Here is a 25,858-nt window from a genome sequence, read left to right on the forward strand (position 1 = left end):
GAGCTTAAAGCAACGCCATTTCAATTTAAAAAATCGATAATAATCATTAAATTAATGAAAGATTGCTGGTAATTACCGCTAATAACCTATCAGCCAACGAAACAACACCGGTGCAACAACGCTTAGCGGCGCTATTTTGCCAAATTGTTCCACCAAGGATAGATTAGGAAGCAAAAAACACCTCATTGTGCCATGTGTTGCAATAATCTTGGGGGAGTGCAACCCAGCAGCAATGATGTGAATCACGATCAGCGATGAGATTAACGTACCGTTGCACAGCTCAGCGAGCTGACAAAAATCGTCAGCAACGATACGACATGACCTAAATACGAGAAACACTATGACAGATGCTAGTCAGTTGCGTCAGTGGGGGCGCAAAGTTATCGACATCGAAAAACAGGCGCTCGATCACCTGTATCAATTTGTTGATTCCACCGAGTTTGCTCAAGCTTGCCAGATGATACTGGATTGCTCGGGTAAAGTTATCGTCATGGGGATGGGGAAATCAGGCCATATCGGTAACAAGATCTCTGCCACACTGTCCAGCACAGGCACGCCAGCATTCTTTGTTCATCCAGGCGAAGCAAGTCACGGTGACCTCGGCGTATTAAGCCCCAACGATATCGTGCTGACCATATCTAACTCGGGAGAGTCGCACGAAATTCTCACGCTCATCCCCGTGATCAAACGCCAAGGTATTCCAGTGATAGCCATGACTGGCAACCCCGAATCAACCATGGCTAAGCACTCGCAACTGCATCTGTGTATCCATGTTGAAGAGGAAGCCTGTCCATTAGGTTTGGCACCCACCTCAAGCACCACCGCAACATTAGTGATGGGTGATGCACTGGCGATTGCACTATTGCAAGCCAAAGGCTTCACCAAAGACGACTTTGCCATGTCTCATCCCGGTGGCGCACTGGGTCGCAAACTGCTGCTGAAAGTCAGCGATATCATGCATAAAGGTGAAGATACGCCGATTGTGCGTGACAACATCACCATTACCGAGGCCTTGTATGAGATCTCGCGTAAAGGCTTGGGGATGACCGCCATTGTCAACGCCGACAATCTGTTGGTCGGTATCTTCACCGATGGTGACTTACGCCGAGTGATTGATGCTGACGTTAACCTGCGCCAAACCTGCATTGCCGATGTCATGACCCGTAACTGCACCACAGTGAGTGAAAATATTCTGGCGGCTGAAGCACTGAAAGTGATGGATGACCGCAATATCAACGGCTTGATTGTAGTCGATAAACAACGGCAGCCCATTGGCGCCCTCAACATGCTCGATTTAGTGAACGCGGGGGTAATGTGAGCCAATATCAAACGTTCTATGGCGAAGTTAGTGACGCCACATGGCATAAAGCACAGCAGATTAAACTGCTTATTTGCGATGTCGATGGCGTGTTTTCCGATGGCCGCATCTATATGGGCAATGACGGCGAAGAACTAAAAGCTTTTCATACCCGCGATGGTTATGGCGTTAAAGCGCTGTTATCAAGCAACATCCAAGTGGCGGTGATCACGGGTCGCCAGTCTAACATTGTTGAACGCCGCATGACTGCGTTGGGAATTACTCATATTTACCAAGGGATTGATGACAAGCTAGTGCCTTTTCGGCGCCTGCTGGAAACCTATCAACTGACACCAGAGCAAGTGGCTTATATTGGTGATGACATGGTAGATCTGCCTGTGATGCAGCAAGTTGGCTTAGGCGTTTGCGTCGCCGATGGTCACCCAGCAGTAAAACAGCAAGCGGATTTTGTCACATCCATCAACGGTGGTTATGGCGCCGTACGCGAACTCGCTGACCTATTATTATTGAGTCAAAATCTATTGCAGCAAGCCCACGGAATGAGTGTATGAATCGAGTCACCATCGCCATCATTGCATTTTTCACCGCCGCGCTGGTGCTGTACTGGCAAGTGCAGAGTAAACGTAATACGCAACTGCCTCGAGTTGTTAGCACCGAAGAACGCCCCGACTACACCGCATCTGATCTAAAAAGTGTCAGCTTTGATGAAAATGGCAAAATGGCAACTCGTGTATCCGCTAAGCATATGGCACATTATGCCAAAGATGATGTCACACTGTTTACCGAACCTGTGTATCACATCTTCTCCAATAACAATAAAGCTGAGTGGAAAATGACCGCGGTTGAAGGGCGTCTAAACCGCACAGATCATAAGGTGGTGTTGCAAAAAGATGTTATCATCGACGCCATTACCCCAGATGACCCGATCCAGTCGTTATCCACCAAGTATCTTGAGCTTGATCTAACGACGATGATCATGACTTCCAAAGAACAGATCGAAATTACTGGAAGCGGGTTTTATACATCAGGCATTGGGCTTTATGCCGATTTAAACGCCCAACAAGTGAAACTGTTGAGCGACATTAAAGGTACCTATGAGAGTAAATAAATTTTTTCTGGCAGCCCTCCTCGGCACCACCTGTTTTATGACCACCGCAGCAGAAATCAATCTGCAGCAAGAAGTGAAAATTGCAGCCAAAAATTGGTTTGCCGATATTAAAAATCGACGCGTGGTATATGAGGGGCCAGTATTGGTGACTCAGGGACAACTGCGCCTTAACGCCGATGAGCTGAGCGCCTCTTCGCCATCTAAAGAAGAAGACCGTATTTTGATTGCCAAAGGCAAACCCGCGACTTTCAAACAAAAACAGGAAGATGGCACTGTTACCACGGCAAGCGCGCAAGAGATCCACTTTAATATCAACCAACGCCTGCTGACCCTGATCGGCACCGCCAAAGTTGAGCAAAATGGCAGCATGAACTCCGCGGACAAAATCGTTTACGACCTGAACAAGCAACAATATCGTGCCTTCAGTAACGAAAACGAACAGGTAACCACAGTGATCCGCCCTGACAACTTGCCAAAACAGCCAGCCCCTAAGAAACAAGATGCTGATCCGGAGCAGCCATGACCAACGTTTTAAAAGCCCAAAATCTCGCCAAGAGCTATAAAAAACGTACCGTCGTCAAAGATGTCAGTCTGCAAGTAAACACTGGCCAAATTGTTGGCTTACTCGGCCCCAATGGTGCTGGAAAAACCACCACCTTTTACATGGTGGTAGGACTCGTTCAAAGTGAACGCGGTAAAATCTTCATCGACGATGATGAGTTGACCTTAGATCCGATGCACCTGCGCGCCCGCAAAGGTATTGGTTATCTGCCGCAAGAAGCCAGTATTTTCCGTAAGCTATCGGTACGCGATAACATCATGGCTGTGCTACAAGTACGCAAAGATGTCAACTCACAACAGCGTGAAGAGATCCTCGAACAACTGTTGGAAGAGTTTCATATCACCCATATTCGCGACAGCTTAGGTATGGCGCTATCGGGGGGGGAACGACGCCGAGTTGAGATCGCCCGCGCCTTGGCTGCCAACCCTAAGTTTATCTTGCTGGATGAGCCATTTGCTGGGGTAGACCCAATCTCAGTTATCGATATCAAAAAAATTATCGAACAGTTGAAATCTCGGGGATTGGGCGTGTTGATCACCGACCACAACGTGCGCGAAACGCTTGATGTATGTGAACATGCTTATATTGTTAGCCATGGCGAACTGATTGCCGAAGGTACCCCTGCTGAGATCCTCGACAATCAACAAGTAAGGGCAGTGTACTTAGGGGAACAATTCAGGCTATAGTAGGCGCCGGGGAGCAAAAACATTTTGTAAAACAATCAGCTCTGTTGGACTGTTTACAATAAGTATCAATTTTAGGGACAAGCGGTTACATGAAAGCGTCACTTCAGCTCAAGCTGGGTCAGCAACTCACCATGACACCTCAATTACAGCAAGCCATTCGTTTGCTGCAGTTGTCGTCCCTAGAATTACAGCAAGAAATTCAGCAAGCGCTGGATGCCAACCCGATGTTGGAAGTCGCCGAAGATAGCGATTCTCTCGACGATAACCAGCACGACGAACAAACGTCATCAAATAACAACGATAGCGACGATGATGGCCAGCATGAGCATGACGAGCAACCAGACAGTTCATCACTAGAAACCAGCGATGCACTCAACAGCCAAGAGCTGCCTGAAGAATTGCCAATGGATACCACGTGGGATGAAGTGTTTACCGCCGCCCCCACCTCCAGCTCTGGCGCTATGCGCGACGATGATATGCCATTTCAAGGTGAAACCAGCGAAGGGCTGCATGAACACCTAGAGTGGCAGAAAAACCTCACGCCATTTTCTGAAACCGATGAAGCCATTGCCACCGCGATTATCGAAGCGATTGACGAGCGTGGTTATCTAACCCAATCGGTCGAAGAGATTGTAGAGGCCCTTGGCATCGATGATCTCGAAGTTGATGAAGTAGAAGCGGTTCTCAAACGAGTCCAACACTTTGATCCGCTTGGAGTGGCAGCGCGCGATCTGCGAGAATGTTTGCTCATCCAGTTAGCCCAATTTGCCCAAGACACTGAGCATCTGGCCAATGCCAAAATGCTGATTGGTGAATATCTCGACCTGATCGCCGCCAAAGATTACCGCACGCTAATGCGCAAAACCCGCCTCAAAGAGGATGAATTGCGTGATGCTATCAACTTGATCCAAACGCTAAATCCACGCCCGGGGTTATTGATCCAAGAAGCCGATGAAGAGTATGTGATCCCTGATGTCTCAGTGTGGAAGAAAAACGGCCGCTGGGTAGTAGAACTCAACCCAGATTGCATGCCCAAGCTGAGTATTAACCAGCAGTACGCCACCATGGTGCGCAGTGTGCGCAGCCAATCCGATAGCCAGTTTATTCGTGGTCATCTGCAAGAAGCTAAATGGTTTATTAAAAGCTTAGAAAGCCGTAACGATACGCTGCTCAAAGTCGCCAACTGTATCGTACAATTCCAGCAAGGTTTCTTTGAATATGGCGAAGAAGCCATGAAACCTATGGTATTGAATGACATTGCAGAAGCGGTAGAGATGCACGAATCAACCATCTCCCGCGTGACTACGCAAAAGTACATGCACACGCCGCGTGGCATTTTTGAACTGAAGTATTTCTTCTCCAGTCACGTAGGCACTGATGATGGTGGCGAATGCTCATCAACCGCCATTCGCGCTTTCATTAAAAAACTGGTGGCCGCTGAGAATCCTAAAAAACCTCTCAGCGACAGCAAAATGGCACAACTCCTTGCAGAGCAAGGTATTAATGTCGCTCGCCGCACCATCGCCAAGTACCGCGAAGCGATGCTTATCCCACCGTCCAACCAACGTAAAAGCCTATAATCTACGGGCCTAGCGAGGAAAGTCGATGCCTGCCTACACCGGGTTTTATGCACTCGCTAGCGTCGATTCATTGCGCGACTACAGCTGCGCATTGCTCGCAAAACTTGAACGCTATTTCGAACAGATCAATAATGTCGTCATCATGCTGCTTGTTGAAAAATCACTATTTACTGCAAAAGCTCAGCGCCGCTTAATCTGTGGCCAAGTGATGGCAGAAATTCAACATGACGACATGTACGCCACCATTGACTCCCAAGCGATTATGCTTGAAAGTCAGGTTCTCAAACTCAAAAAGCTGACTAATATTAACGATGGAACTTAGTACCATCCTGCGGCCGGAATGTACCACCTGTGCCACTCCGGGCAGTAAGAAAAAGGTACTGGAGCTCATCAGCGATCTCGCAGCAGCCCAGTATCCCAACCTATCTTCTCAAGCCATTTTCGAAAGTCTGTTGGCGCGGGAACGCATGGGTAGTACAGGAATTGGCAATGGCATCGCCATTCCCCACGGACGTCTCGAAAACATCGATACCCCCGTGGCCGTATTGATCAAATGCGATGAGGCCATTGCATTCGATGCCATTGATAATCAACCCGTTGATATTCTGTTTGCGCTGATCGTACCTGCCGACCAATGTCAGCAGCATCTCAGCACGCTTTCAGCCATGGCTGAAAAGCTCAGTGACAAGCAGATCCTCAAACAGCTGCGTAAAGCCGCTGACGAACATGAACTCTATCAGGTGATCACGGCATGAAGTTAGCCATAGTTTCCGGCCGCTCAGGTTCAGGCAAATCCGTTGCACTGAGAGTGCTGGAAGATATGGGCTATTATTGCGTCGACAATCTGCCATTGCAGATGATCGGCGCGCTGCTGGAAAACCTGCGCGGCAGCAATGAGTTGGTCGCCATCAGTGTTGATGTTCGTAACCTGCCAAATCAAGATAAACTGCTCGAAAGTCAACTTGCGAAACTGCCAGAAAATACCGAGGTGATCAGTTTTTTCCTCAACGCTTCGGATAAAGTGTTGCTCAAACGCTACAGTGAGACACGTAGGCTACATCCGCTCTCCAAGGAAAATATCACTCTCAAAGAAGCCATTGACGAGGAAGGTAAACGGCTAGAGCCGATTTCTCGGTTAATGGACCATTACCTCGACACCTCTAACCTCAATATTTACGAATTGAGCGATATGGTGCGAGAGATTTTGCTGGGAACGGCCTCCAAAGAGCTAGTGATCAATGTCGAGTCCTTTGGTTTTAAACATGGTTTACCGGCAGAAGCCGATTTCGTATTTGATGTAAGGTTTCTCCCCAATCCTCATTGGGAAGTGGCCTTGCGGCCGTATACCGGTCTAGATGAACCAGTACAGGAATTTCTGTCACGTCAACCATTGGTCAACAAACTGATCTGGCAGATAGAAAACCTCATAGAAACCTGGTTACCTCACCTAGAACGTAACAACCGCAGTTATTTGACCATCGCCATCGGCTGCACTGGTGGACAACACCGCTCAGTATACGTTGCCGAACAGTTGGCACAGCGCTTTAGTCATGGTAAATATCGCGTTCAAGCGAAGCACAGAGAGCTGCAACGTGACCCAAAAAATTGAGCGCGAAGTTACCATCATTAACAAACTGGGGCTGCATGCCCGCGCGGCAACCAAACTCGCGATGCTGGCCAACGCATTCGACGCTAACGTCACCATTGTTCAGGGCAGTAAAAAAGCCTCGGCAGGGAGTGTATTAGGGTTGTTAATGTTAGAAACCGGCATGGGCAAAACGATTAAGTTAGTTGCCGAAGGCGCCGAAGCAGAAGCGGCATTAGATGCCATTTGTGAATTGGTTAACGCCCGCTTCGATGAAGCTACTTGAGCCTCATTAAATAGCATTGAGATTGGACTCACCCTTGGTCAGTCCAATCTCACAAAGCGATGATTATTGTAATGGCGTCAGAATAATTTCTACGCGACGGTTCTGTGCACGACCTTGTTCACTATTGTTCGACGCAATAGGCTGACTTTCGCCGGCCCCCGAGGTCACAACGCGTTGGCCGTTCACCCCTTGTGAAATAAGATAACTGCCGACGGCTGACGCCCGCACCTGCGACAAACGCATGTTGTAAGACGCACTGCCAGTGCTATCGGTGTGACCAATAATATTGAGCCTAGTTTTTTGATATTCGTTAACCACTAGCGCCACGCCATCCAACACAGACTGCGCTCTGCCGCTCAGCGATGAACTATCGACGCCAAACGTCAGTTCATTAGGCATATTCAAGATGATATTGTCACCATTACGAGTAACGCTAACACCGGTAGCATCCAGCTTCTGCCGCAGTTTCGTTTCCTGTACATCCATGTAATAACCGATACCACCGCCCACAGCAGCACCAGATGCGGCACCAATTAGCGCCCCTTTGCCTCGGTCGTGTTTGCTAGAGGTGGCAACGCCAATTACAGCGCCAGCAACAGCACCAATTGCAGCACCAGAGCTCGCCTTTGCCGTTTGATCTTCTTTGGTATATGGATTCACTGTCGTACAACCTGCTGACAATACCGTTATCACTGATACCGCGAGTAATTTTGTTGAAAAAGCCACGACACTATCTCCTTTTTTATTGCTTCTAAAGTGTCTGTTAGGACAGCCTAATGTGGAAAGTATATAGGGGACTTAGTCACTGACAAATGACTTTCATTAGTTAATCTCGATAGATTCAGTCACCATTCAGTTGATCCGATGACTCCCATATCAGACGACATGAAAGCATGCCAACTCACTCGGTTTTGCCCCAGATTAATACCAACAAGTGCACCATTTTGGTTCATCGTGCACATTGATGGTACTAGGTCAAAATCAGCGTTTTTAAACACTTAATCGTTACTATCTGTTTTTAATGAAAAAAAATTAACACTAAAAATTGGCACACTTCTTACATATATCAAAAGTGTTAGACCACTTCGGCAAGGAGGAAAGAATGAAACAGCTATTCGAATTCTTGAAAGATTGTCGGCAGTGTTGGAGTGAGCTTCAACACTTGGGCGTAAGCCAGTGGGATGTTGATTAATCGCTCTGATGTTTTGGGCAATGTAACAGGAGACAGATATGAATGACATTAATATCAAATCTAAAGCGCTAAGCGATATCTCCTTGGGCAAATTACATTTCGATGTTGCACGGCAATATGGCCTGCCAACCAAAACAATCTTTATGTGGACAGCGGAGCAGAAATCCGCCGCCAATATGCCAGAGCATGGTTTCGCCGCATGGATATCCGCGCTGAAGCGCTTGGTATCGATGTAGCAACATTTTAGGCAAGATTAAACTAAACCTTGTGTTATCGCCCCCAACGATAGATGAAAGTGTGCTCCCCAAATTCGCGCTTCTCTACGTTTAATCTTGTCATTTTTATACGCTGTCTTCGGTAGGACACTGAGACAAGGTTGAGCAGCAATATTGCTTAACCAGTTTTACGACTTGGGTGGGCTGAACTCTGTTATCGCCCCCAACGATAGAAAATGTGCTAACAATAATAACAATGCGCTACTTCTAAGTTCACTTAAGTCGGTTTTTATTTAAAGGAATATACATACGGTGATGAGGAAGTTACCGATAACAAGGAAGCAAGAAAGGAAGGAAAAGCAGCAGATCACATGCTAGGCAAAGATTAACAATAAAAAGTGATCTGCTGAAGTTTCGACAGAGGTGGGCAAGTCATTTAAATCGCCCCCACGATAAAAATGAGCCCGACAACAATAATAAATAGTTACATTCGTTTGTCCATCTCTGTCATTTTATTCTGCGTAAATTCCCGACGAATTTGTGACTTCGTTCAAAACAGCTGCAATATCAGCAGTATTCAATTTCCATGCTCGAGTCATTTCTCGTTTTCCCAAAGCACCAGGATGGGGCTTCACCGTAAACCCAGCCGCTTTCAAATTGCGTTTAAACTGCCCGTTGGCGCAATATGACACTAGCAAACCATTCGGTTTCAGCAACTCAAAACACTTTATAAAGTTACTCAGCCGCCAAACATCTGGCTGTTTATTTGGTGCAAAAGCATCGAAATAGATCAGATCAAACGATCCAGCTGCCGCGCAATAACTCTCCAATGTGGTGTTGGCCTTGGTAAAACTAAAGCCTGTTTGCAGCTGCGTTGGCTGGTCCCACGCCGCTTGGTGAATTTGCGTAAACAGCGACTGATATAAACGCGGCAATAGCGCGGGATAGTTAAGGCGTGCGATCACGCCACTATCAATAGGGAACGGCTCTAACGACACATAGCGTATCTCGGGCAAGCACTCTGTCGCTCGTCGCTCACAGATGTGCCCTAAGGTCATCAAGGTATTTAAACCGGTACCAAAACCAATCTCTAAAATCGCTAACGAGTCTGAGCAATGTGGTAACTGAGCATCCAATCCGCTACGAATAAACACATATTCAGCTTCAGCGATAGCACCGTTAGTGGAATGATAGGTTTCGTTGAGTTCTTCATTATATAAGGTGTGCGAACCGTCTTCAGTCAACTGTAGTGAGACTGTGTCCATGAGCGGGTAGATCTTCCGTTGTTAGCAATTCGCCAGCAATTTTACGCCTACAATCGCGAAATTATTTTGCGTGGTGCAAAGTTTCGCAACAAAGAGCAGAGACATCATCATGGAAGCAAGCACCAACACAGAGACTGTTGGCTGGTAGCGCAATAATGCAACCTTGCGGGCACGACAGCCACATCCGTGTCGATACACAGCAATAGTCCCCTAAAACCTCATTCAACCAGTCTGACATCTCAATTGCTGACGGGCAAAAAATGCGGCTGCTCAGTTTGCTCCCCATTCCGCCCCGAAAAATGTAATACAATTACAAAAATAGGTGATCAGACAGTTAAAAAACTAATTTTCGTAATTATATGACAATAAAAACCACAAAATTCGCATGCTAAAACGATAAAAGACAATGACAAAAAATAACAATATACTTAAAAATCAATAATATATTAAAAATAATTCAATTCTGTAATTTTTTTACATAAAAATATTGCGACAGTGCACAGATATGCCTATAATTAGCGCAACAAAAGAAATTAACTTTCAACCCAAGGAGAAAACTATGGTATACGGTGCCCAAAACTACGCCTACCTGTACTATGAACGCCCAGCGCGTAAAGCAGTAAAAAACGCTAAAGTTGTTGCGACCAATAATAAAGTAGCAACTGAAGATAAACCTCAACGTGTGCCTGCATTTGCTGCTCACAACGTTGCCACTTGCTAATAGAAACTGAAGGAGAACATGATGGTTTACGGTATGCAAAACTACTATCACTTGTACTTGCAAAACTCTCGTAAAAAAGCTGCAAAAACAAACACTAAGTAATATTCCAACCTTTCAGGTATTGCCTGTCTGAGCATTCGATGCCTTCCCCGTTCAGGGGCCAATTTCCAAGCTGTTCCCCGTTCCGAACCTCTAACGCTTTAATCACATGACATTAATAGTGGTGTTTATCCGCTAGCGTGTACTTTTGCCTCAAAAACATTCTCTTTGCCTCACACTATCTATAACACTGGACTAAGCTAGTTAGACGCCCGTAATAATGTCACTAAATGAGATAAGGTGTCGTTGCACATGAATGTCGAATTTATTAATCCTTTTCTTAGCGCCCTATTGAATGTCACCGCCACCATGGCGAGCCTACAACTCACCCCTGGCAAACCAAAGCTGAAGACGGATCACTACGCTAAAGGTGACGTATCGGGACTGATGGGCATGGTAGGCCCACAAACGCGCGGCTCAATGTCGATTACCTTTGAGCAAGGTTTAATATTAGAGATTATGCAAAAGATGTTGGGTGAGAACCCCGGCGAGATCAATGAAGAGGTTTCAGATTTGGTCGGTGAGCTGACCAATATGGTCACCGGTGGCGCCAAAAAGCTGTTATCTGAGAAAGGCTACGAATTTGATATGGCTACCCCCGCAGTGGTATCGGGGCCGGGCCACACCATTTCACATAAAGCAAACGGCAAAAAAATTATTGTGCCGTTTGCTTCGCCCTATGGTACGGCTTATATCGAAATCTGTTTCGAAAGTGCTTAGTGTCCGCCGTTAACCAATAAAACTGGCGCTAGGAAAAAGCTGTACCTAGCGCTATACGAATTACTCAAGGCAAACCGCAACGCGTGGTGTAAGTTTTGTCACTAGCTCGTAAGAGATGGTGCCAATCTTTTCCGCCACTTCTTCTACTGGTAATTCACGGCCCCACAAAATTGCACTGTCACCGACATGATCTTGTGCATCAGGGCCAAGATCGACCGTCAGCATATCCATAGAGACATGACCAACCACCGGCACTTTGCGACCATTGATAAACACTGGTGTACCTTCTGGTGCGTTACGTGGATAACCATCACCATAACCAATGGCAACCACACCTAAGGTGGTATCACGTTCCGCCGTCCAGTAACCACCATAACCCACCGGGTCGCCGGCTTTGTGCGGTCGAACGGCGATCAGCTGCGATACTAAGGTCATTGCGGGTATTAAGCCATGTTTCGGGCCGTTATCACCATTAACTGGTGACACGCCATAAAGTGCAATACCCGGTCTCACCCACTCTTTTTGACTTTCGGGCCAAAACAACACGCCTGCTGAGTTGGCTAAGGTGCGTTCTCCCGGCAATTCACGCACTAAGCGCTCAAAAATACTGAGCTGCTGCAAGGTGTGAGGCTGCTCGGGTTCATCTGCACGGGCAAAGTGACTCATGAAATTGACCGGTTTGGCGACATTGGCACAACGATTCAACCGCGCATAAACCTCGGCAAACTGCGCGGGTGAAAAACCTAACCTGTGCATGCCACTGTCGATTTTCATCCACACGGTGACTGGCTCAGCAAGCTGTGCCTTTTCCAGCATTTCAATCTGAAATTCGTGGTGCACCGCGGTATCGATGTGGTGTTCTACCAACAGGGGTAAATCTTCTGCTCTAAAAAAACCTTCCAACAACAAAAGCTTGGCATTAACGCCACCATTACGCAGTTGTAATGCTTCTCCTAAACGCGCCAACCCAAAACCATCGGCATCACTGACACATTGGGCAACATTAAGTAAGCCGTGACCATAACCATTGGCTTTAACAACAGCCATTATTTTACTGTGGGGAGCAACTTCACGAAGACGCGTCAGGTTGTGCTGTAGTGCCTGGCGGCTGATTTCAGCTCTTGGAAAAGGTTTCAATTTATCCCTTCATTACATACTAATAAGTGCGGCAGTACCGCACTCGAACATCGCAATGCTAATCCTCTTCAAACTGAGGACCCGCATAATTGTCAAAGCGAGAGAATTTACCTTGGAAGGTCAAGCGCACGCGGCCGATGGGGCCGTTACGCTGTTTACCGATGATGATTTCGGCGGTGCCTTTATCAGGCGAGTCATCGTGATAAACCTCATCACGATAAATAAACATAATTAAGTCGGCGTCCTGCTCGATAGAGCCTGATTCACGCAAATCCGAGTTAACTGGGCGTTTGTCAGCACGTTGTTCGAGCGAGCGGTTAAGCTGTGACAGTGCGATGACCGGAATTTCTAGCTCTTTCGCCAGCGCCTTGAGTGAGCGTGAGATCTCAGCGATCTCTAAGGTACGGTTATCGGCCAACGCCGGTACTTGCATCAGCTGCAGGTAGTCGACCATGATCATCGACAAGCCACCATATTCACGCGCGATACGGCGGGCACGGCTGCGCACTTCCGTCGGTGTCAAACCGGAGCTATCGTCGATATACATTTTGCCTTTTTCAAGCATCAACCCCATGGTTGATGATACCCGCGCCCAATCGTCATCATCCAACTGACCGGTACGAATACGGGTTTGGTCAACGCGACCAACAGAGGCCAGCATACGCATCATGATCTGTTCTGACGGCATCTCTAAGCTGAAGATCAACACTGGCTTGTTTTCACTCAGGGCAGCGTTCTCACACAAGTTCATCGCAAAGGTGGTTTTACCCATAGATGGACGTGCCGCCACAATGATCAAGTCGCCCGATTGGAAGCCAGCGGTCATTTTGTCGAGGTCGCCGAAACCAGAAGAAACCCCGGTCACGCCGTTATGTGGGTTGTTATACAGTTGCTCAATCTTATCAACGGTTTTTTCCAAAATGGTTTTAATCCCTTCTGGACCTTCGTTGGCATTGGCACGTTGTTCGGCAATTTTAAATACTTTGGTTTCAGCCAAGTCGAGCAAAGCGCTGGAATCTCGCCCTTCAGGGTTGTAACCCGCATCGGCAATTTCGTGCGCTACACGGATCATCTCCCGTACCACTGCGCGCTCGCGCACAATGGAGGCGTACGACAGAATGTTACCCGCGCTCGGGGTGTTTTTAGCAATCTCACCAAGGTAAGCAAAACCACCGGCATCTTCCAGCTCGTCGGTAAGTTCCAACTGCTCAGATACCGTAATCAAATCGATTGGTTGGCCTTGCTCAGTCAAACTTTGCATGGCACTAAAAATTAGCTTATGGGCGCGTGAATAAAAATCTTCCCGCACCACTGTTTCTGCCACTTTGTCCCAAGCTTCGGCATCCAGCATCAAGCCCCCCAATACAGATTGCTCTGCTTCTATGGAATGAGGTGGCAATTTTAACGCTTCTGTTTGCGCGTCTTTGCGTTTGTCACGTGAGCTGAAAGCAGCAGGCTGTGGCATAGCGATTCTGAATCTCCAATCGATGGGTAAAACGTGTTATAAAATCGGCGACAAATTATGAATACAAATAACTCTATTGGCTCCACCATGGACAAAACACATAAGGAATACTCATGCGTATCGCTCTGGCTGTAGCACTGGCACTGTCATCTTATGCATCTTTCGCAGATGAAGGTCAGTGGCAACCTTACCAAATGCCTTCAATCGCCGACAAGCTCAAGGAAAGCGGCATCACCATTCCCGCAAAACAACTGGCGGATCTGAGTCAATATCCGATGAATGCCGTTGTTGGACTGGGGTATTGTACCGCCAGTTTTGTTTCGCCAAAAGGCTTAGTCGTCACTAATCACCACTGTGCTTTTCGGGCTATTCAGTATAACTCTAGCGCCGAGCATGATTACATGAACGAAGGCTTTCTAGCACGTTCAATGGATAAAGAACCATCGGCTGGCCCCAACGAACGCTTATACGTGACGGAAGAGGTCAAAGACGTTACCAAAGAGGTGACTGATGCCCTGCCAGATGCCGCGCTTGCGCGTTACCAGATGATTGAAGATCGCAGCAAAGCGTTGGTTAAATCTTGCGAGAGTTCAGATGATTACCGCTGTAGCGTGCGTAGTTTTCACGATGGCTTGGAATACTACCTCATCAAACAGCTGATCATTCGTGACGTGCGTTTGGTATATGCGCCAGCAGAAAGCATTGGTGCTTTTGGTGGTGATATCGATAACTACGAGTTTCCACGCCATAGCGGTGATTTCTCATTCCTGCGTGCCTATGTAGGAAAAGATGGGCAACCGGCCCCGTACAGCGAAGACAACGTGCCCTATCAGCCTAAAAGCTTTTTGACAATTAATGGCAACGGCGTCAAAGCGGGCGATGGCGTGTTTGTCGCGGGATATCCGGGACGTACCAGCCGCTATAAACTGCCGTCAGAGCTGAAATTTGCCAGCGAGTGGGAATATCCACAGCAAGCCAGCCGCTACCAAGCACGCATAGATACCATCACCGAGATGGGTAACGCCGATAAAGCGCTGGAAATCCGCTATGCCGGCACCATGGCCAGCATGGCCAATCGCATGAAAAAACTGAACGGCCTGCTCGATGGCTTTCACAAAACGGATATTCTGGGGATCCGCGAGCAACAGCAACAAGCCTTTATCGACTGGCTAAAACAACAAAAGAATGACAATGCGTTACAGCAAATCAATGCGTTAGAGCAGTTGCTAAACCAGCAACAACAAGCTTATCAGCAAGAGTTCTTCTTTGATAATGTCAGCTCATCAACCCTGCTAGATACAGCCATTCGGCTTTATCGCCTTGCTAAAGAGCAGCAAAAACCGGATGCCGAACGCGAACCCGGCTACCAAGCACGTGATCTTGATATGTTTGCCTCACGCTTGAAACGCATTGACTCCTCATTTGCCCCCAGCGTGGATAAACAACTGTGGTTAATGGATATTGAAGCGTATACCCAGCAAGATGCACGTATCGCCGCCTTTGACCAATGGTTAGCGGCGCAGGATACAACCGACCTACCGCAGTTAGTGGAGCAACTGTATCAACGTAGTGAACTGACCGACCAAGCCAAACGTCTAGCGTGGATGCAGCAATCACCAGCAGCTTTTGAGCAATCTGACGACCCGTTCATTCAGTTAGCCGTGAAACTGTATGACACCAATATGCAGCTGGAGCAGCAACATAAACAGCTAGCTGGTGAGCTATCGATCGCCCGCCCAGCGTATATGGCGGCCATCATCGCCTACAACAAAGCCCAAGGTAAGCCAGTTTATCCGGATGCCAACGGCACCCTGCGCATCAGCTACGGGACGGTCGATGGCTATCAATCGCGCGATGCCGTCTACAAACAACCATTCACCCGCGTAGAAGGCATTCTGGAGAAAAACACCGGTGTAGCGCCATATAACTCACCACAGAAACTACTGGATGCAATTAAAGAGCGCCGCTTTGGTGAGCATTTGGTGCAAAGCGTTTATCCAGATAACCGCTCGTGGTTATGTCGCCTGTTCTCATGTGATGCAGCGCCAGAGCAATTCAACTCTGTGCCTGTCGATTTTTTATCGAGTGTTGATACCACTGGCGGTAACTCAGGCTCCCCCGTGTTTAACGGTAACGGAGAGTTGGTAGGACTAAACTTTGACTCAACTTATGAAGCGATTACCAAAGACTGGTTTTTTAACACATCAATAACACGCGCCGTGCATGTAGATATCCGTTATATCCTGTGGATGATGGATGAAGTCGACCATGCGGACAGTTTGAAACAAGAGCTTACAATTACATCACAAAATTAATTCAAACTATTTTGAACTTTTCGGCTTTCCAAAACCCCCGCAACCCGCGGGGGTTACATTAAATTAATAGCGCCCACACAAAGCCACCAACGATTAACATTGTCACCCAACTATTGAAACAATTAGCTAATTAATGTAATTGTTTGTATGGTTTTAAAGGGAAACCACACAAAACAAAAGATAACATTAAAAACAAATTTTTCACGGAAGGTTAATTATGAAACAAGCTACGTTTCGACGGACGCTATTAGCCGCGTCAGTCTCTGCGTTATTCGCAATAAGCACCCCAATATTCGCAGCAAGTAACTCCACCGGTGGCGTTAAAGGTCATGTTACAGCAGCAGATAATACTTCTCTCGCTGGCGCAACCATTGTTATTGTTAATAAAGAAAACGGCGCGACTAAAACAGTTACTGCCAATGAAAATGGTAACTTCCGAGTTCCCTCTCTAGCGATTGGTGAATATAAAATCACCATTTCAAAACCGGGTTACGAAACCCAAGTTGTCGAAGCAGCAACCGTAACGATTGGTAATGAAGTAACAATCGACACCACTATGACATCTGGTGATATCGAACGTATTTCGGTAACTGGCTCTCGCGTGGCAATGGTCGATACCGCCAGCCCTGAAATTGCATTGAGCATCTCTGCTTCAGAAATTGCACGCTTACCGATTTCTCAAGACATGACATCGGTAGCCTTGCTAGCACCAGGGACAACTAAAGGTGATGGCGCATTCGGTAACCGTGCCTCTTTCGGCGGCTCTTCAGTGGCTGAAAACAGCTACATTGTTAACGGTGTGAATATTACTGGTTTCCGTAATGGTCTTGCCATTGCTGACATTCCATTCAGTGCTTACGAAGAGTTCCAAGTGAAAACTGGTGGCTATTCGGCACAGTTTGGTCGCTCTACCGGTGGGGTAATTAACGCGGTAACCAAGAGTGGTGGTAACGAGTGGAAGTTTGAGATAAACGGCCGCTGGGAACCAGACGCTCTGCGAGAAGATCGCCCAGATGTACGTTACGCAATCGGTAACGGTACATCTATTAAACCGTTTGATATGTACGAAGATAACAGCCATGACGAAGTAGAGAAATTCGAAGGTGAATTAGCGATTTCGGGCCCACTTATCAAAGATAAATTGTTTATCTATGGGTTGATTCAACCGCAATCTTATAAAGACCGTAACGCATCAGCGAATGGACTGACCTATACTGACCGTAAAATTGATGACCCACTTTGGTTGGGCCGCATTGATTGGCAGATAAGTGAAGACCACAAATTGATGGTATGGGGTTTCTCTGACGCAAAAGATCAAGAAAACAGCACCAAGGCTTGGGTAAAAGGAACAGCGAGCGAGAAATTCTCTGTACTAGAAACAGGCGGCACCACATGGTCAGTAAAATATGACGGTAGATTTACCGACTGGCTGTCAATGGATGCTTTGTATGCAGAAGTAGAGTTTGATTCAACCCAACAATCACCTGAAGATGCTAGCTGCCCTTATATTGCTGATTATCGTAGCGGTGCTGGAGTTGCGTTAGGTTGCTGGCAGACAGCCCAACCTACAGCGTCTTCAGATAAGCGTAAACAGTACAACATGAATTTTTATGTTAACTATTTCGATGATCATCAAATCAAACTGGGTGTAGATTACGAGGATGATAGCGCCAATGAAATGAAAGTGTATTCTGGTGGTGTCGGTTATAACTATTACTTTAATGACAAAGATTACAAATTAGACAACGACTATGTTTTAGATCAAGCTATGGAGTACGTCCGAGTCACCAACTACACTAACGGAGGCACGTTCTCTAGTGCATCTTTAGCTTGGTTTATTGAAGATACTTGGTCAATTCTGCCCAACTTAACGGCGCGTATCGGTATTCGTAACGAATCTTTTGAAAACAAGAATGCCAGCGACCAAACCTTTATCAAGATTGATAATCAATGGGCCCCTCGTTTGGGGTTAACTTGGGATGTGTTTGATAATGGTGAATCGAAAGTGTTCGCTAACTTCGGTCGCTATCACATTCCGGTTGCCACAAATACCAACATTCGTCTAGCAGGCACAGAGCTATATACCCGTGATTGGTACGCGTTAGATGGGGTAAATGCGGATGACACACCAATTTTAGGCGCTGCGTTAGGCCCTCAAAAAGTCTATGGCAATGGTGTAGCAGCGTCTCCAGATGAAATTGTTAACTCAGATATTAAACCTATGTATCAAGATGAATATATCTTGGGTTACCAACAAAACTTGGATGAAGATTGGGCTGCGGGTATTAAGTTTACACACCGTGACCTTAAAAGTGTAATTGATGATATTTCAATTAAAGCTGGACTTGAAGCAATGGGCTATGATGGTTCTTCCGATCCATTTATCCTGTCAAATCCGGGTAAAGACGCGACCGTCTACTTTGATACTGATGGCGATGGTACGTTAGAACAAATTCATATAAGTGCTGAAGACCTCGGTTTTCCAGAAGCTGTACGTAAATATAGCTCTGTAGAATTAACATTAAACCGTCGTTGGAATGATGACTGGATGCTAAATGCATCATATACATGGGCGCATAGCTATGGTAATGCTGAAGGTTATGTGAAGTCTGATAATGGTCAAGATGATGCGGGTTTAACAACTGACTGGGATTACCCATATCTGATGGATGGCGCATACGGTAACTTGCCTAACGATCGCCGCCATACCATCAAAGTATTTGGTGCTTATCAGTTAACTGACAATGTCACGGTTGGTACCAATATCACTGCCCAGTCGGGCCGTCCAAAAAATGCCCTGTCATATTCGACATTGCCTGATGATTACCCAGAAGAATATCAATATGGCGATACATTCTACCCATTCGGGGTAAAATGTAGCCGAGGTTGTATGGGAACAGAGGCTTGGACCTTTACGGTTGATGCCAACGTTACCTACAATATTGACTACTGGGATGATGTTAACGCCAACGTAAAACTTGACGTTTTCAACCTGTTTAATGCACAAACAGTAACGAAAACTAATGAGTATTTAGATGAAGGCGGTCTAACATCTCCGACATACGGCTTAGCTGAAGAGTTTGTCGCACCACGCTATGTACGTGTAAGTTTCAACGTTGCATTCTAAATCTTAAGCAGTTGGAACATTAAAGGCGTAACTTCGGTTACGCCTTTTTCATATCTGTAGATAACTGAGCGTACTTTACTCCACACACATTGCATTGCTTTGGGTATAAAAAAACACCGCCAATTGGCGGTGTTTTCTTTAAACTTAATTCTAAGAATTAAGCTTCAGCAACGATAGTTACTTTAACAGTCGCGTTAACTTCACCGTGCAGTTGAACTTCAACTTCGAAGTCACCAGTGGTACGCAGAGCGCCCAGTGGCAGACGAACTTCTGATTTAGCCAGTTCAACACCTGCAGCAGTTACAGCATCAGCGATGTCACGAGTACCTACTGAACCGAACAGTTTGCCTTCATCACCAGCTTTAGAAGCGATAACTACAGCTTCCAGAGCAGAGATTTTTTCAGCACGTTCGTTAGCAGCAGCCAGCTCAGCAGCAACTTTAGCTTCCAGTTCAGCGCGACGAGCTTCGAAAACTTTTACGTTTTCAGCGTTAGCAACAACTGCTTTGCCTTGTGGCAGCAGGTAGTTACGAGCGTAGCCAGCTTTAACTGAAACTTGATCACCCAGGTTGCCCAGGTTCGCAATTTTATCAAGCAGAATAACGTTCATTATCAATTCCTCTTAATTCAATGAATTCAGTGCCAATTACTGATGCAAATCAGTGTATGGCAGCAGAGACAGATAACGAGCGCGTTTGATAGCGCGAGCCAGTTGGCGCTGATATTTAGCGCTAGTACCGGTAATACGGCTAGGAACAATTTTACCGCTTTCTGTGATGTAGTTTTTCAGAGTAGCGATATCTTTGTAATCGATCTCCGTTACACCTTCAGCAGTGAAACGGCAGAATTTACGACGACGGAAATAACGTGCCATGATGACAGTCTCCTAATTTTTCAATTCGACATTTTCGGCGTGTAATACCAAGCGGCTCTGTCCATTGCGGTTTTGTTGCAATGCGATAAATCCTGAAACTTGTATATCCACACCGGCTTTCAGTTTTTCTGTTACGCTGTCAAAGCGTGGGCCACTTAAAATCACTTGAATCACACAATATACGTGTCGTTGCATATCAGCCTCTACGCGTAGCGACTTATGTTCCAACTGCAGTACCGTGTGATGGATCCCTGCTGGACTATCAAATGCTCTGCTACGCAGAACCCGTCCTGACAACGCCAAATGATTGGTGGTCACAGAGAAACTTACTCAGCGCTCTCTTCAGCCAAGTCTTCGTTAGCTTCTTCAGCAACTCGTTCGCTAGCAGCAGCACGACGTGAATCACGTTCGTCTTTTGCTTTAGCCATTGGAGAAGCTTCAGTGATAGCAGCTTTAGTGCGCATAACCAAGCTACGCAGCACAGCGTCGTTGAAGCGGAAAGCTGTTTCCAGCTCTTCGATTGACTCAGCAGTAGCTTCTACGTTCAACAGAATGTAGTGAGCTTTATGCAGGTCTTGGATAGGATATGCCAGTTGGCGACGGCCCCAGTCTTCCAGACGATGGATTTGACCACCCGCTTCGGTGATAACACCGCTATAGCGTTCGATCATACCTGGTACCTGTTCACTCTGATCAGGGTGAACCATAAATACGATTTCGTAATGACGCATTTATTGCTCCTTACGGTTTGTTAGCCTCATCTTGGCTCAGTCAGACCCGTAGAGGCAAGGAACGAAGTAAAGTGACTGATTTAGGCGCGGAATAGTACATAAAGGCGCCATCAAACTCAAGCAATAACTTTGCCTCACCACACATCACAGGTATCATGTTGCCCAAGATATGAAGTCGCTAACATGAAGAAAGCCAGAATAATGACCAAAACTCCTGTACTGGCGCTGTTATCAGTTATTTCACTGCCAGCGTTCGCTTTAGTACCGCCCGATTACCATGAACCTGCCAACAACTTTCGCGCAGAAATTGAAGCTGGCTTTCAGCTGAATACAGGGAACACCGATTCCTCTAGTTTCAACGGACGAACCAAGCTGATTTATGACACCACTAAAGCCACTCAGGAAGGCACCATTAAAGGCTATTATGCCGCGAATGACGAAGGCACCACCGCTGAGCGATACGATCTGCAATATCAGGCCAACTACAAACTCACTAAAGGCTATGTGTATGGCCGTGGTGATTTTGTGTGGGACCAATTTGGTTCATATACCAATATCTATACGGTTTCGAGCGGTTATGGTTTCGATGCTATCAGCACTGGCCGCACTAAGCTCAGTTTAGAAGTCGGCCCCGGTTATCGATATAACCTGCCAATCGACACCGAAGATGATCCGAATCCGGATGCCGAAAAAGATGTGATTTTGCGTACCGCGGCGAAATTTGAGCAAAAGATCCACGAATACACCACTTTTAACGCCGACCTGACGGCTGAGATTGGTGAGAACAATAATACCGTGACGCTGGATATCGGCTATAAGAATACCCTGTTCCAAGACTGGGCTTTTAAAATTGGTGTCAATATGAAGTACACCGAGATCGTCCCTGAAGGTAGTGAGCAAACCGATACCATCACCACCTTCAACCTGCTGTACACCTTCCAATAAGTTGCGCCGGTATATAGCAAAAAGGATGGCAAACGCCATCCTTTTTCGTATTCAGTGCAAAACTCAACGCTACTCGCCCAAGCGCTGACGTACCGCTTCAAATAAGCAGATACCGGTCGCCACCGACACGTTAAGGCTAGAAACCGAGCCCGCCATCGGAATGGAGATCAAGGTGTCACAGCCTTCACGGCTTAAGCGACGTAAGCCCTTACCTTCCGCGCCCATAGCAATCGCTAACGGCCCAGTCAGGTTGGCTTGGTAGATGTTGCTATCCGCTTCACCCGCAGTCCCCGCAATCCATACGCCACGCTCTTGTAAGCGTTTCATGGTGCGAGCCAAGTTAGTCACTTGAAATAGCGGTACTGTCTCAGCTGCGCCACAGGCAACTTTGCTCACCACTGGCGTAATGCTGGCTGAGTTATCTTTGGGCACAATCAGCCCATGCACACCCGCTGCATCGGCGTTACGCAAACAAGCACCGAGGTTATGCGGATCGGTTACGCCATCCAAGATCAATAAAAACGGTGTTGCGGTGGCATCTAGCAGCGCTTCTAAATCGTTTTCAGTCAGCACTTTAGCGGGACGGACTCGTACCACGATGCCCTGATGCTGCGTGCTATCTGCTTTCTCATCTAAGGTTTTGCGTGCCGCTTGCTGTGGACGAATGCCAACAGCAGCAGCTTTTGCTAACAAGGGCTGGATACGTTCATCGACACGGCCAGACATCAGCCACATCTCTAATACACGCTCAGGAGCATGATCAAGTAATGAAGAGACGGCGTGAATACCAAACACCAATTCTTGCTTTTTCATCGACTATTTCTTTCTCTTTGGTCGTTTAACCGCTTTGCCTTTAGCAGGCTTGGCGCTGGACTGTTTTTTGGTGGCGGACTTGCCACCTTTTTTATCGGCAACACGGCCTTTTTTGGCACTGATTTTGGCGCCTTCCAAGTTAACCCGCTCACGCGCCGTCAACGGACGAGGCTTGCCGCTTACACGTTTGCGGCCACGGCTGCTTTCATCAGCCATCAGCAAATCAATTTGGCGATCATCCAAATTCACCGCGGCGACTTTTACCGTGACAGGATCACCAATCTGGTAAACCTTCCCTGAATGTTCGCCGAGCAGACGCTGCCGCGCAGGATCGTATTGGTAATAATCGCTGCCCAAGGTTGAGATATGCACTAAGCCATCAATGAACAGCTCTTTGAGACGCACAAACAAACCAAAGCTAGTGACCGAAGCAACTACCGCTTCAAACACGTCACCGACATGGTCTTGCATAAACTCACATTTGAGCCAGTCAGACACATCGCGAGTCGCTTCATCGGCGCGGCGCTCGGTATTGGAACACTCCTCACCGAGTAAATCCAGTTCATCCGCTTGATAATGGTAACCACCGTCTTCGGTCCATTTATTCTCGGCACTGCCCTGCTCTTTGGCCAGCAGATAGCGGATCACGCGGTGCAATACCAAGTCTGGATAACGGCGGATTGGCGAGGTGAAATGGGCATACTCTTCCAATGCCAAACCAAAGTGACCGTCATTATCTGGCGTATAAGTCGCTTGGCGCATGGAACGCAGCAACATCACTTGGATAAGCTCGGCATCAGGGCGCTCACGCACCTGCTCCATCAGCAGTTGGAAGTCGATCGGTTGCGGATCTAAACCGCCACCAAGCTGCAAACCACGTTCCCGCAGGAATTCACGGAAGTTTGTCAGCTTCTGCTCCGACGGCGCCTCATGCACGCGATACAGCACTTCGCCTTGATGTTTTTTCACGAACTTGGCTGCGGCCACGTTCGCCATAATCATGCATTCTTCAATGATCTTATGCGCTTGGTTGCGCGAACGCGGCACAATACGTTCAATCTTACGCAGCTCATTAAAGATGAATTGGGTTTCTTCAGTTTCAAAGCCAATCGCACCACGTTGGTGGCGTTGCTCATCCAAGGTCAAATACAGCTCTTGCAACACTTGCAGGTGCGGATACAACGCTTGGTATTCCTCTGGCACTTCGCCAGTATCCAGCATTGCCGCTACGTTGGTGTAAGTCAAACGGGCATGCGAATGCATCACCGCTGGATAGAATTTATAGCCAGATAACTTACCGGTAGCCGCAATGGTCATCTCCGCCACCATACACAAGCGGTCAACGCCGGGGTTCAACGAACACAGGCCGTTCGACAACTTCTCAGGCAACATCGGGATCACTTGCGATGGGAAGTACACTGAGTTACCGCGAGCACGGGCTTCTTTATCCAACGCCGATTCGGTACGCACGTAATGGCTGACATCAGCAATAGCGACCCACAAACGCCAGCCACCGCCGCGTTTGCGTTCGGCATACACCGCATCATCAAAGTCGCGCGCATCTTCGCCGTCGATAGTCACTAGCGGTAAATCACGCAGATCAACACGGCCGACTTTATCTTCGTCTTGTACTTCGTCGGGGATCTTACGCAGTTTTTTCTCGATGACGTTCGACCAAGTGTGTGGCAAATCGTAGTTGCGCAGCGCGATTTCAATTTCCATCCCCGGTGCCATCTCTTTGCCGAGCACTTCAGTCACTTTACCGGCTGCTTTCACATAGCGACCAGGACGACGAGTTAACTCAACGACAACCACATCGCCCGCACGCGCGCCATTTTTGTCGGCGCTTTCAACCAAAATCTCTTGGGCGATACGTTTATCGTCTGGCACCACAAAGCCCATGCCACCATCGACATAGAAACGCCCTACCAATGGCGCTTTACGTTCTTCAAGCAAACGTACAATACGAGCTTCGCTTTTGCCCTTACGCTCAACACCAGCGCGCTGCGCCAGCACTCGGTCACCATGAAAATAACGTTGCATATCGCCATGATGGATAAATAGGTCCTCGCCACCTTCATCAGGATGGAAAAAACCATAGCCATCGCGGTGACCAATCACGCTACCGGTGATTAAATCCATCCGCTCAGGTAAGCCGTAACATTGGCCACGAGTAAATACTAACTGGCCATCACGCTCCATCGCGCGCAAACGGCGGCGCAGCGCTTCATATTGCTCTTCATCTTGGATGGTAATGCCCAGTGCCTGAGCGATGCTGTCACGGTTGAGGGGTGATTTTTGCGACTGGAGGTATTCCAGAATATATTCCCGACTAGGAATAGGATTGTCGTATTTATCTTGCTCTCTCTCAAAATGAGGATCTTTAGTCATTCAATTTCCATTTTCTGCGTTCAGCTGTCTTTAGTGTAGCTGAACTGCTTTAGCTCTTTCTAACTGGCTGGCAGGCATCAGCTGCGCTAATTTAGCCAGTAACTTTTCACTTTGCCGCTGCGTCTTCGTATCAGCAAAGGTTTGGTTATATAACCAGTGGTAGGCCAATACATAGTCTCTTGGCGTACCGTAGCCCTCGCCGAGCAACTTAACCAGTTTCATCTGTGCTGCGAGGTTACCTTCCGATGCGGCAGGGAATACGTAATACACCGCTCGCTCGGGATCTTTCATTAAAAACTTACCTTGCTCGTAATACTCGGCAAGTTTGAGCATCGCCTCTGGGCTGCCTTGCTCTGCGGCCCGGCGTAACCATTCCACACCGCGTGAAGGTTGCGCCGCTACGCACACGCCATAGTTGAGCATTTCACCCCATAAAATCTGGTACAACGGCTCCTGCAACACACTGGCATGTGCTTCAATATCTTTGACGATCTGACAATCATCCTGTTTGACCCGCTGCAGATAAGTGTTCTGTCGGATCAACTGCAACAACTCTTCGTCACTATAAATATCTACCGCCTTGAGTTCAGCCTTAGCGGTTAACGCCGTCGCGCTCAATAACAGTAACAAGAGTATCCGCAGTAGCATAGTTAGCACCTGAATGATGGGTCTGATAACTGATCATCGGCAGTATAATCTAAATCTAAAGCGACATCGTAATAC

Annotated in this window: 27 protein-coding genes; 16 read left to right on the top strand and 11 right to left on the bottom strand. The window is 47.3% G+C overall.

Annotated features, from left to right (window positions below):
• Positions 1-340 precede the first annotated feature (340 nt).
• The 10 genes from L9G74_RS16675 (at position 341) to L9G74_RS16720 (ending at position 7,125) form a co-directional block, all read left to right on the top strand.
• Positions 341-1,318, top strand: coding sequence for a KpsF/GutQ family sugar-phosphate isomerase (locus L9G74_RS16675; RefSeq protein WP_238897691.1), 978 nt, complete (start codon positions 341-343; stop codon positions 1,316-1,318).
• Positions 1,315-1,869 (top strand): 3-deoxy-manno-octulosonate-8-phosphatase KdsC, encoded by a 555-nt coding sequence (gene kdsC / locus L9G74_RS16680; RefSeq protein ID WP_238897701.1) that lies wholly within the window; start codon positions 1,315-1,317, stop codon positions 1,867-1,869. The genes L9G74_RS16675 and kdsC overlap by 4 nt, the downstream gene beginning before the upstream one ends.
• On the top strand, positions 1,866-2,426 hold the full coding sequence (lptC, locus tag L9G74_RS16685; protein WP_238897704.1) for an LPS export ABC transporter periplasmic protein LptC: 561 nt from the start codon (positions 1,866-1,868) through the stop codon (positions 2,424-2,426). The genes kdsC and lptC overlap by 4 nt, the downstream gene beginning before the upstream one ends.
• A complete protein-coding gene (gene lptA / locus L9G74_RS16690; protein WP_238897707.1) occupies positions 2,413-2,949 on the top strand; it encodes a lipopolysaccharide transport periplasmic protein LptA in 537 nt (178 codons plus the stop codon). Before lptC ends, lptA begins: the two co-directional genes overlap by 14 nt.
• Positions 2,946-3,674 carry an LPS export ABC transporter ATP-binding protein gene (lptB, locus tag L9G74_RS16695; protein WP_238897709.1) on the top strand — a complete coding sequence of 243 codons (729 nt, stop codon included), beginning with the start codon at positions 2,946-2,948 and terminating at the stop codon, positions 3,672-3,674. The genes lptA and lptB overlap by 4 nt, the downstream gene beginning before the upstream one ends.
• Positions 3,675-3,763: 89 nt before the next feature.
• Positions 3,764-5,254, top strand: a complete 1,491-nt coding sequence (locus tag L9G74_RS16700) for an RNA polymerase factor sigma-54 (RefSeq protein ID WP_238897712.1) — start codon at positions 3,764-3,766, stop codon at positions 5,252-5,254.
• Positions 5,255-5,279: 25 nt separating this feature from the next.
• On the top strand, positions 5,280-5,576 hold the full coding sequence (hpf, locus tag L9G74_RS16705) for a ribosome hibernation-promoting factor, HPF/YfiA family (protein ID WP_238897714.1): 297 nt from the start codon (positions 5,280-5,282) through the stop codon (positions 5,574-5,576).
• Positions 5,566-6,009 carry a PTS IIA-like nitrogen regulatory protein PtsN gene (gene ptsN / locus L9G74_RS16710; protein WP_238897717.1) on the top strand — a complete coding sequence of 148 codons (444 nt, stop codon included), beginning with the start codon at positions 5,566-5,568 and terminating at the stop codon, positions 6,007-6,009. Before hpf ends, ptsN begins: the two co-directional genes overlap by 11 nt.
• Positions 6,006-6,863, top strand: coding sequence for an RNase adapter RapZ (rapZ, locus tag L9G74_RS16715; RefSeq protein ID WP_238897720.1), 858 nt, complete (start codon positions 6,006-6,008; stop codon positions 6,861-6,863). Before ptsN ends, rapZ begins: the two co-directional genes overlap by 4 nt.
• Positions 6,847-7,125 (top strand): HPr family phosphocarrier protein, encoded by a 279-nt coding sequence (locus L9G74_RS16720; protein ID WP_238897723.1) that lies wholly within the window; start codon positions 6,847-6,849, stop codon positions 7,123-7,125. The genes rapZ and L9G74_RS16720 overlap by 17 nt, the downstream gene beginning before the upstream one ends.
• 63 nt (positions 7,126-7,188) lie before the next feature.
• Here L9G74_RS16720 and L9G74_RS16725 read toward each other — a convergent pair whose 3' ends face one another.
• Positions 7,189-7,851 carry a YiaD family glycine zipper/OmpA-like lipoprotein gene (locus L9G74_RS16725; protein ID WP_238897725.1) on the bottom strand — a complete coding sequence of 221 codons (663 nt, stop codon included), beginning with the start codon at positions 7,849-7,851 and terminating at the stop codon, positions 7,189-7,191.
• Positions 7,852-8,355: 504 nt separating this feature from the next.
• On the opposite strand from L9G74_RS16725, the gene L9G74_RS16730 reads away from it, so the two are divergent.
• The gene (locus L9G74_RS16730) at positions 8,356-8,553 is read left to right on the top strand and encodes a hypothetical protein (RefSeq protein ID WP_238897726.1); all 198 of its coding nucleotides are present in this window, start codon (positions 8,356-8,358) and stop codon (positions 8,551-8,553) included.
• A 491-nt stretch (positions 8,554-9,044) separates the two neighbouring features.
• Here L9G74_RS16730 and mnmC2 read toward each other — a convergent pair whose 3' ends face one another.
• On the bottom strand, positions 9,045-9,797 hold the full coding sequence (gene mnmC2, locus L9G74_RS16735; RefSeq protein WP_238897733.1) for a tRNA (5-methylaminomethyl-2-thiouridine)(34)-methyltransferase MnmC2: 753 nt from the start codon (positions 9,795-9,797) through the stop codon (positions 9,045-9,047).
• 559 nt (positions 9,798-10,356) lie between these two features.
• Here mnmC2 and L9G74_RS16740 point away from each other — a divergent pair.
• Positions 10,357-10,518, top strand: a complete 162-nt coding sequence (locus tag L9G74_RS16740; protein WP_238897734.1) for a hypothetical protein — start codon at positions 10,357-10,359, stop codon at positions 10,516-10,518.
• 351 nt (positions 10,519-10,869) lie between these two features.
• The gene (locus L9G74_RS16745) at positions 10,870-11,337 is read left to right on the top strand and encodes a chemotaxis protein CheX (protein WP_238897736.1); all 468 of its coding nucleotides are present in this window, start codon (positions 10,870-10,872) and stop codon (positions 11,335-11,337) included.
• Positions 11,338-11,397: 60 nt separating this feature from the next.
• Here L9G74_RS16745 and alr read toward each other — a convergent pair whose 3' ends face one another.
• The gene (gene alr / locus L9G74_RS16750) at positions 11,398-12,474 is read right to left on the bottom strand and encodes an alanine racemase (RefSeq protein WP_238897738.1); all 1,077 of its coding nucleotides are present in this window, start codon (positions 12,472-12,474) and stop codon (positions 11,398-11,400) included.
• A 58-nt stretch (positions 12,475-12,532) separates the two neighbouring features.
• Entirely contained in the window at positions 12,533-13,939 is a 1,407-nt protein-coding gene (gene dnaB, locus L9G74_RS16755; RefSeq protein ID WP_238897740.1) for a replicative DNA helicase, read from the bottom strand.
• A 113-nt stretch (positions 13,940-14,052) separates the two neighbouring features.
• On the opposite strand from dnaB, the gene L9G74_RS16760 reads away from it, so the two are divergent.
• Together L9G74_RS16760 and L9G74_RS16765 are read left to right on the top strand one after the other, a co-directional pair.
• Positions 14,053-16,254 carry a S46 family peptidase gene (locus L9G74_RS16760; protein ID WP_238897742.1) on the top strand — a complete coding sequence of 734 codons (2,202 nt, stop codon included), beginning with the start codon at positions 14,053-14,055 and terminating at the stop codon, positions 16,252-16,254.
• 217 nt (positions 16,255-16,471) lie between these two features.
• Positions 16,472-19,381 carry a TonB-dependent receptor gene (locus tag L9G74_RS16765; protein ID WP_238897744.1) on the top strand — a complete coding sequence of 970 codons (2,910 nt, stop codon included), beginning with the start codon at positions 16,472-16,474 and terminating at the stop codon, positions 19,379-19,381.
• Positions 19,382-19,538: 157 nt separating this feature from the next.
• Here L9G74_RS16765 and rplI read toward each other — a convergent pair whose 3' ends face one another.
• The 4 genes from rplI to rpsF are packed head-to-tail and all read right to left on the bottom strand — an operon-like array spanning position 19,539 to position 20,986.
• Complete coding sequence (rplI, locus tag L9G74_RS16770; RefSeq protein WP_238897747.1) at positions 19,539-19,991, bottom strand: 50S ribosomal protein L9; 453 nt, start codon at positions 19,989-19,991, stop codon at positions 19,539-19,541.
• Between the two features lie 36 nt (positions 19,992-20,027).
• Positions 20,028-20,255, bottom strand: a complete 228-nt coding sequence (rpsR, locus tag L9G74_RS16775; protein WP_025009344.1) for a 30S ribosomal protein S18 — start codon at positions 20,253-20,255, stop codon at positions 20,028-20,030.
• Positions 20,256-20,267: 12 nt separating this feature from the next.
• Positions 20,268-20,573 carry a primosomal replication protein N gene (gene priB / locus L9G74_RS16780; RefSeq protein WP_238897751.1) on the bottom strand — a complete coding sequence of 102 codons (306 nt, stop codon included), beginning with the start codon at positions 20,571-20,573 and terminating at the stop codon, positions 20,268-20,270.
• Between the two features lie 8 nt (positions 20,574-20,581).
• Positions 20,582-20,986 (bottom strand): 30S ribosomal protein S6, encoded by a 405-nt coding sequence (rpsF, locus tag L9G74_RS16785; RefSeq protein ID WP_238897754.1) that lies wholly within the window; start codon positions 20,984-20,986, stop codon positions 20,582-20,584.
• 201 nt (positions 20,987-21,187) lie between these two features.
• Between rpsF and L9G74_RS16790 the strand changes: the two genes are divergently transcribed.
• Positions 21,188-21,931 (top strand): DUF481 domain-containing protein, encoded by a 744-nt coding sequence (locus L9G74_RS16790; protein WP_238897756.1) that lies wholly within the window; start codon positions 21,188-21,190, stop codon positions 21,929-21,931.
• Between the two features lie 69 nt (positions 21,932-22,000).
• Here the strand turns inward: L9G74_RS16790 and rlmB are convergent, their stop codons facing one another.
• Genes rlmB through L9G74_RS16805 form a run of 3 tightly spaced genes read right to left on the bottom strand, consistent with a single transcriptional unit; the run spans position 22,001 to position 25,783 of the window.
• Positions 22,001-22,744 carry a 23S rRNA (guanosine(2251)-2'-O)-methyltransferase RlmB gene (gene rlmB / locus L9G74_RS16795; RefSeq protein WP_238897758.1) on the bottom strand — a complete coding sequence of 248 codons (744 nt, stop codon included), beginning with the start codon at positions 22,742-22,744 and terminating at the stop codon, positions 22,001-22,003.
• Between the two features lie 3 nt (positions 22,745-22,747).
• Positions 22,748-25,135: a ribonuclease R gene (rnr, locus tag L9G74_RS16800; RefSeq protein WP_238897760.1), complete on the bottom strand. Its 2,388-nt coding sequence runs from the start codon at positions 25,133-25,135 to the stop codon at positions 22,748-22,750.
• A 30-nt stretch (positions 25,136-25,165) separates the two neighbouring features.
• Positions 25,166-25,783 carry a tetratricopeptide repeat protein gene (locus tag L9G74_RS16805; protein WP_238897762.1) on the bottom strand — a complete coding sequence of 206 codons (618 nt, stop codon included), beginning with the start codon at positions 25,781-25,783 and terminating at the stop codon, positions 25,166-25,168.
• Positions 25,784-25,858 lie beyond the last annotated feature (75 nt).

The organism is Shewanella electrica (assembly GCF_022321485.1).
GTDB lineage: Bacteria > Pseudomonadota > Gammaproteobacteria > Enterobacterales > Shewanellaceae > Shewanella > Shewanella electrica.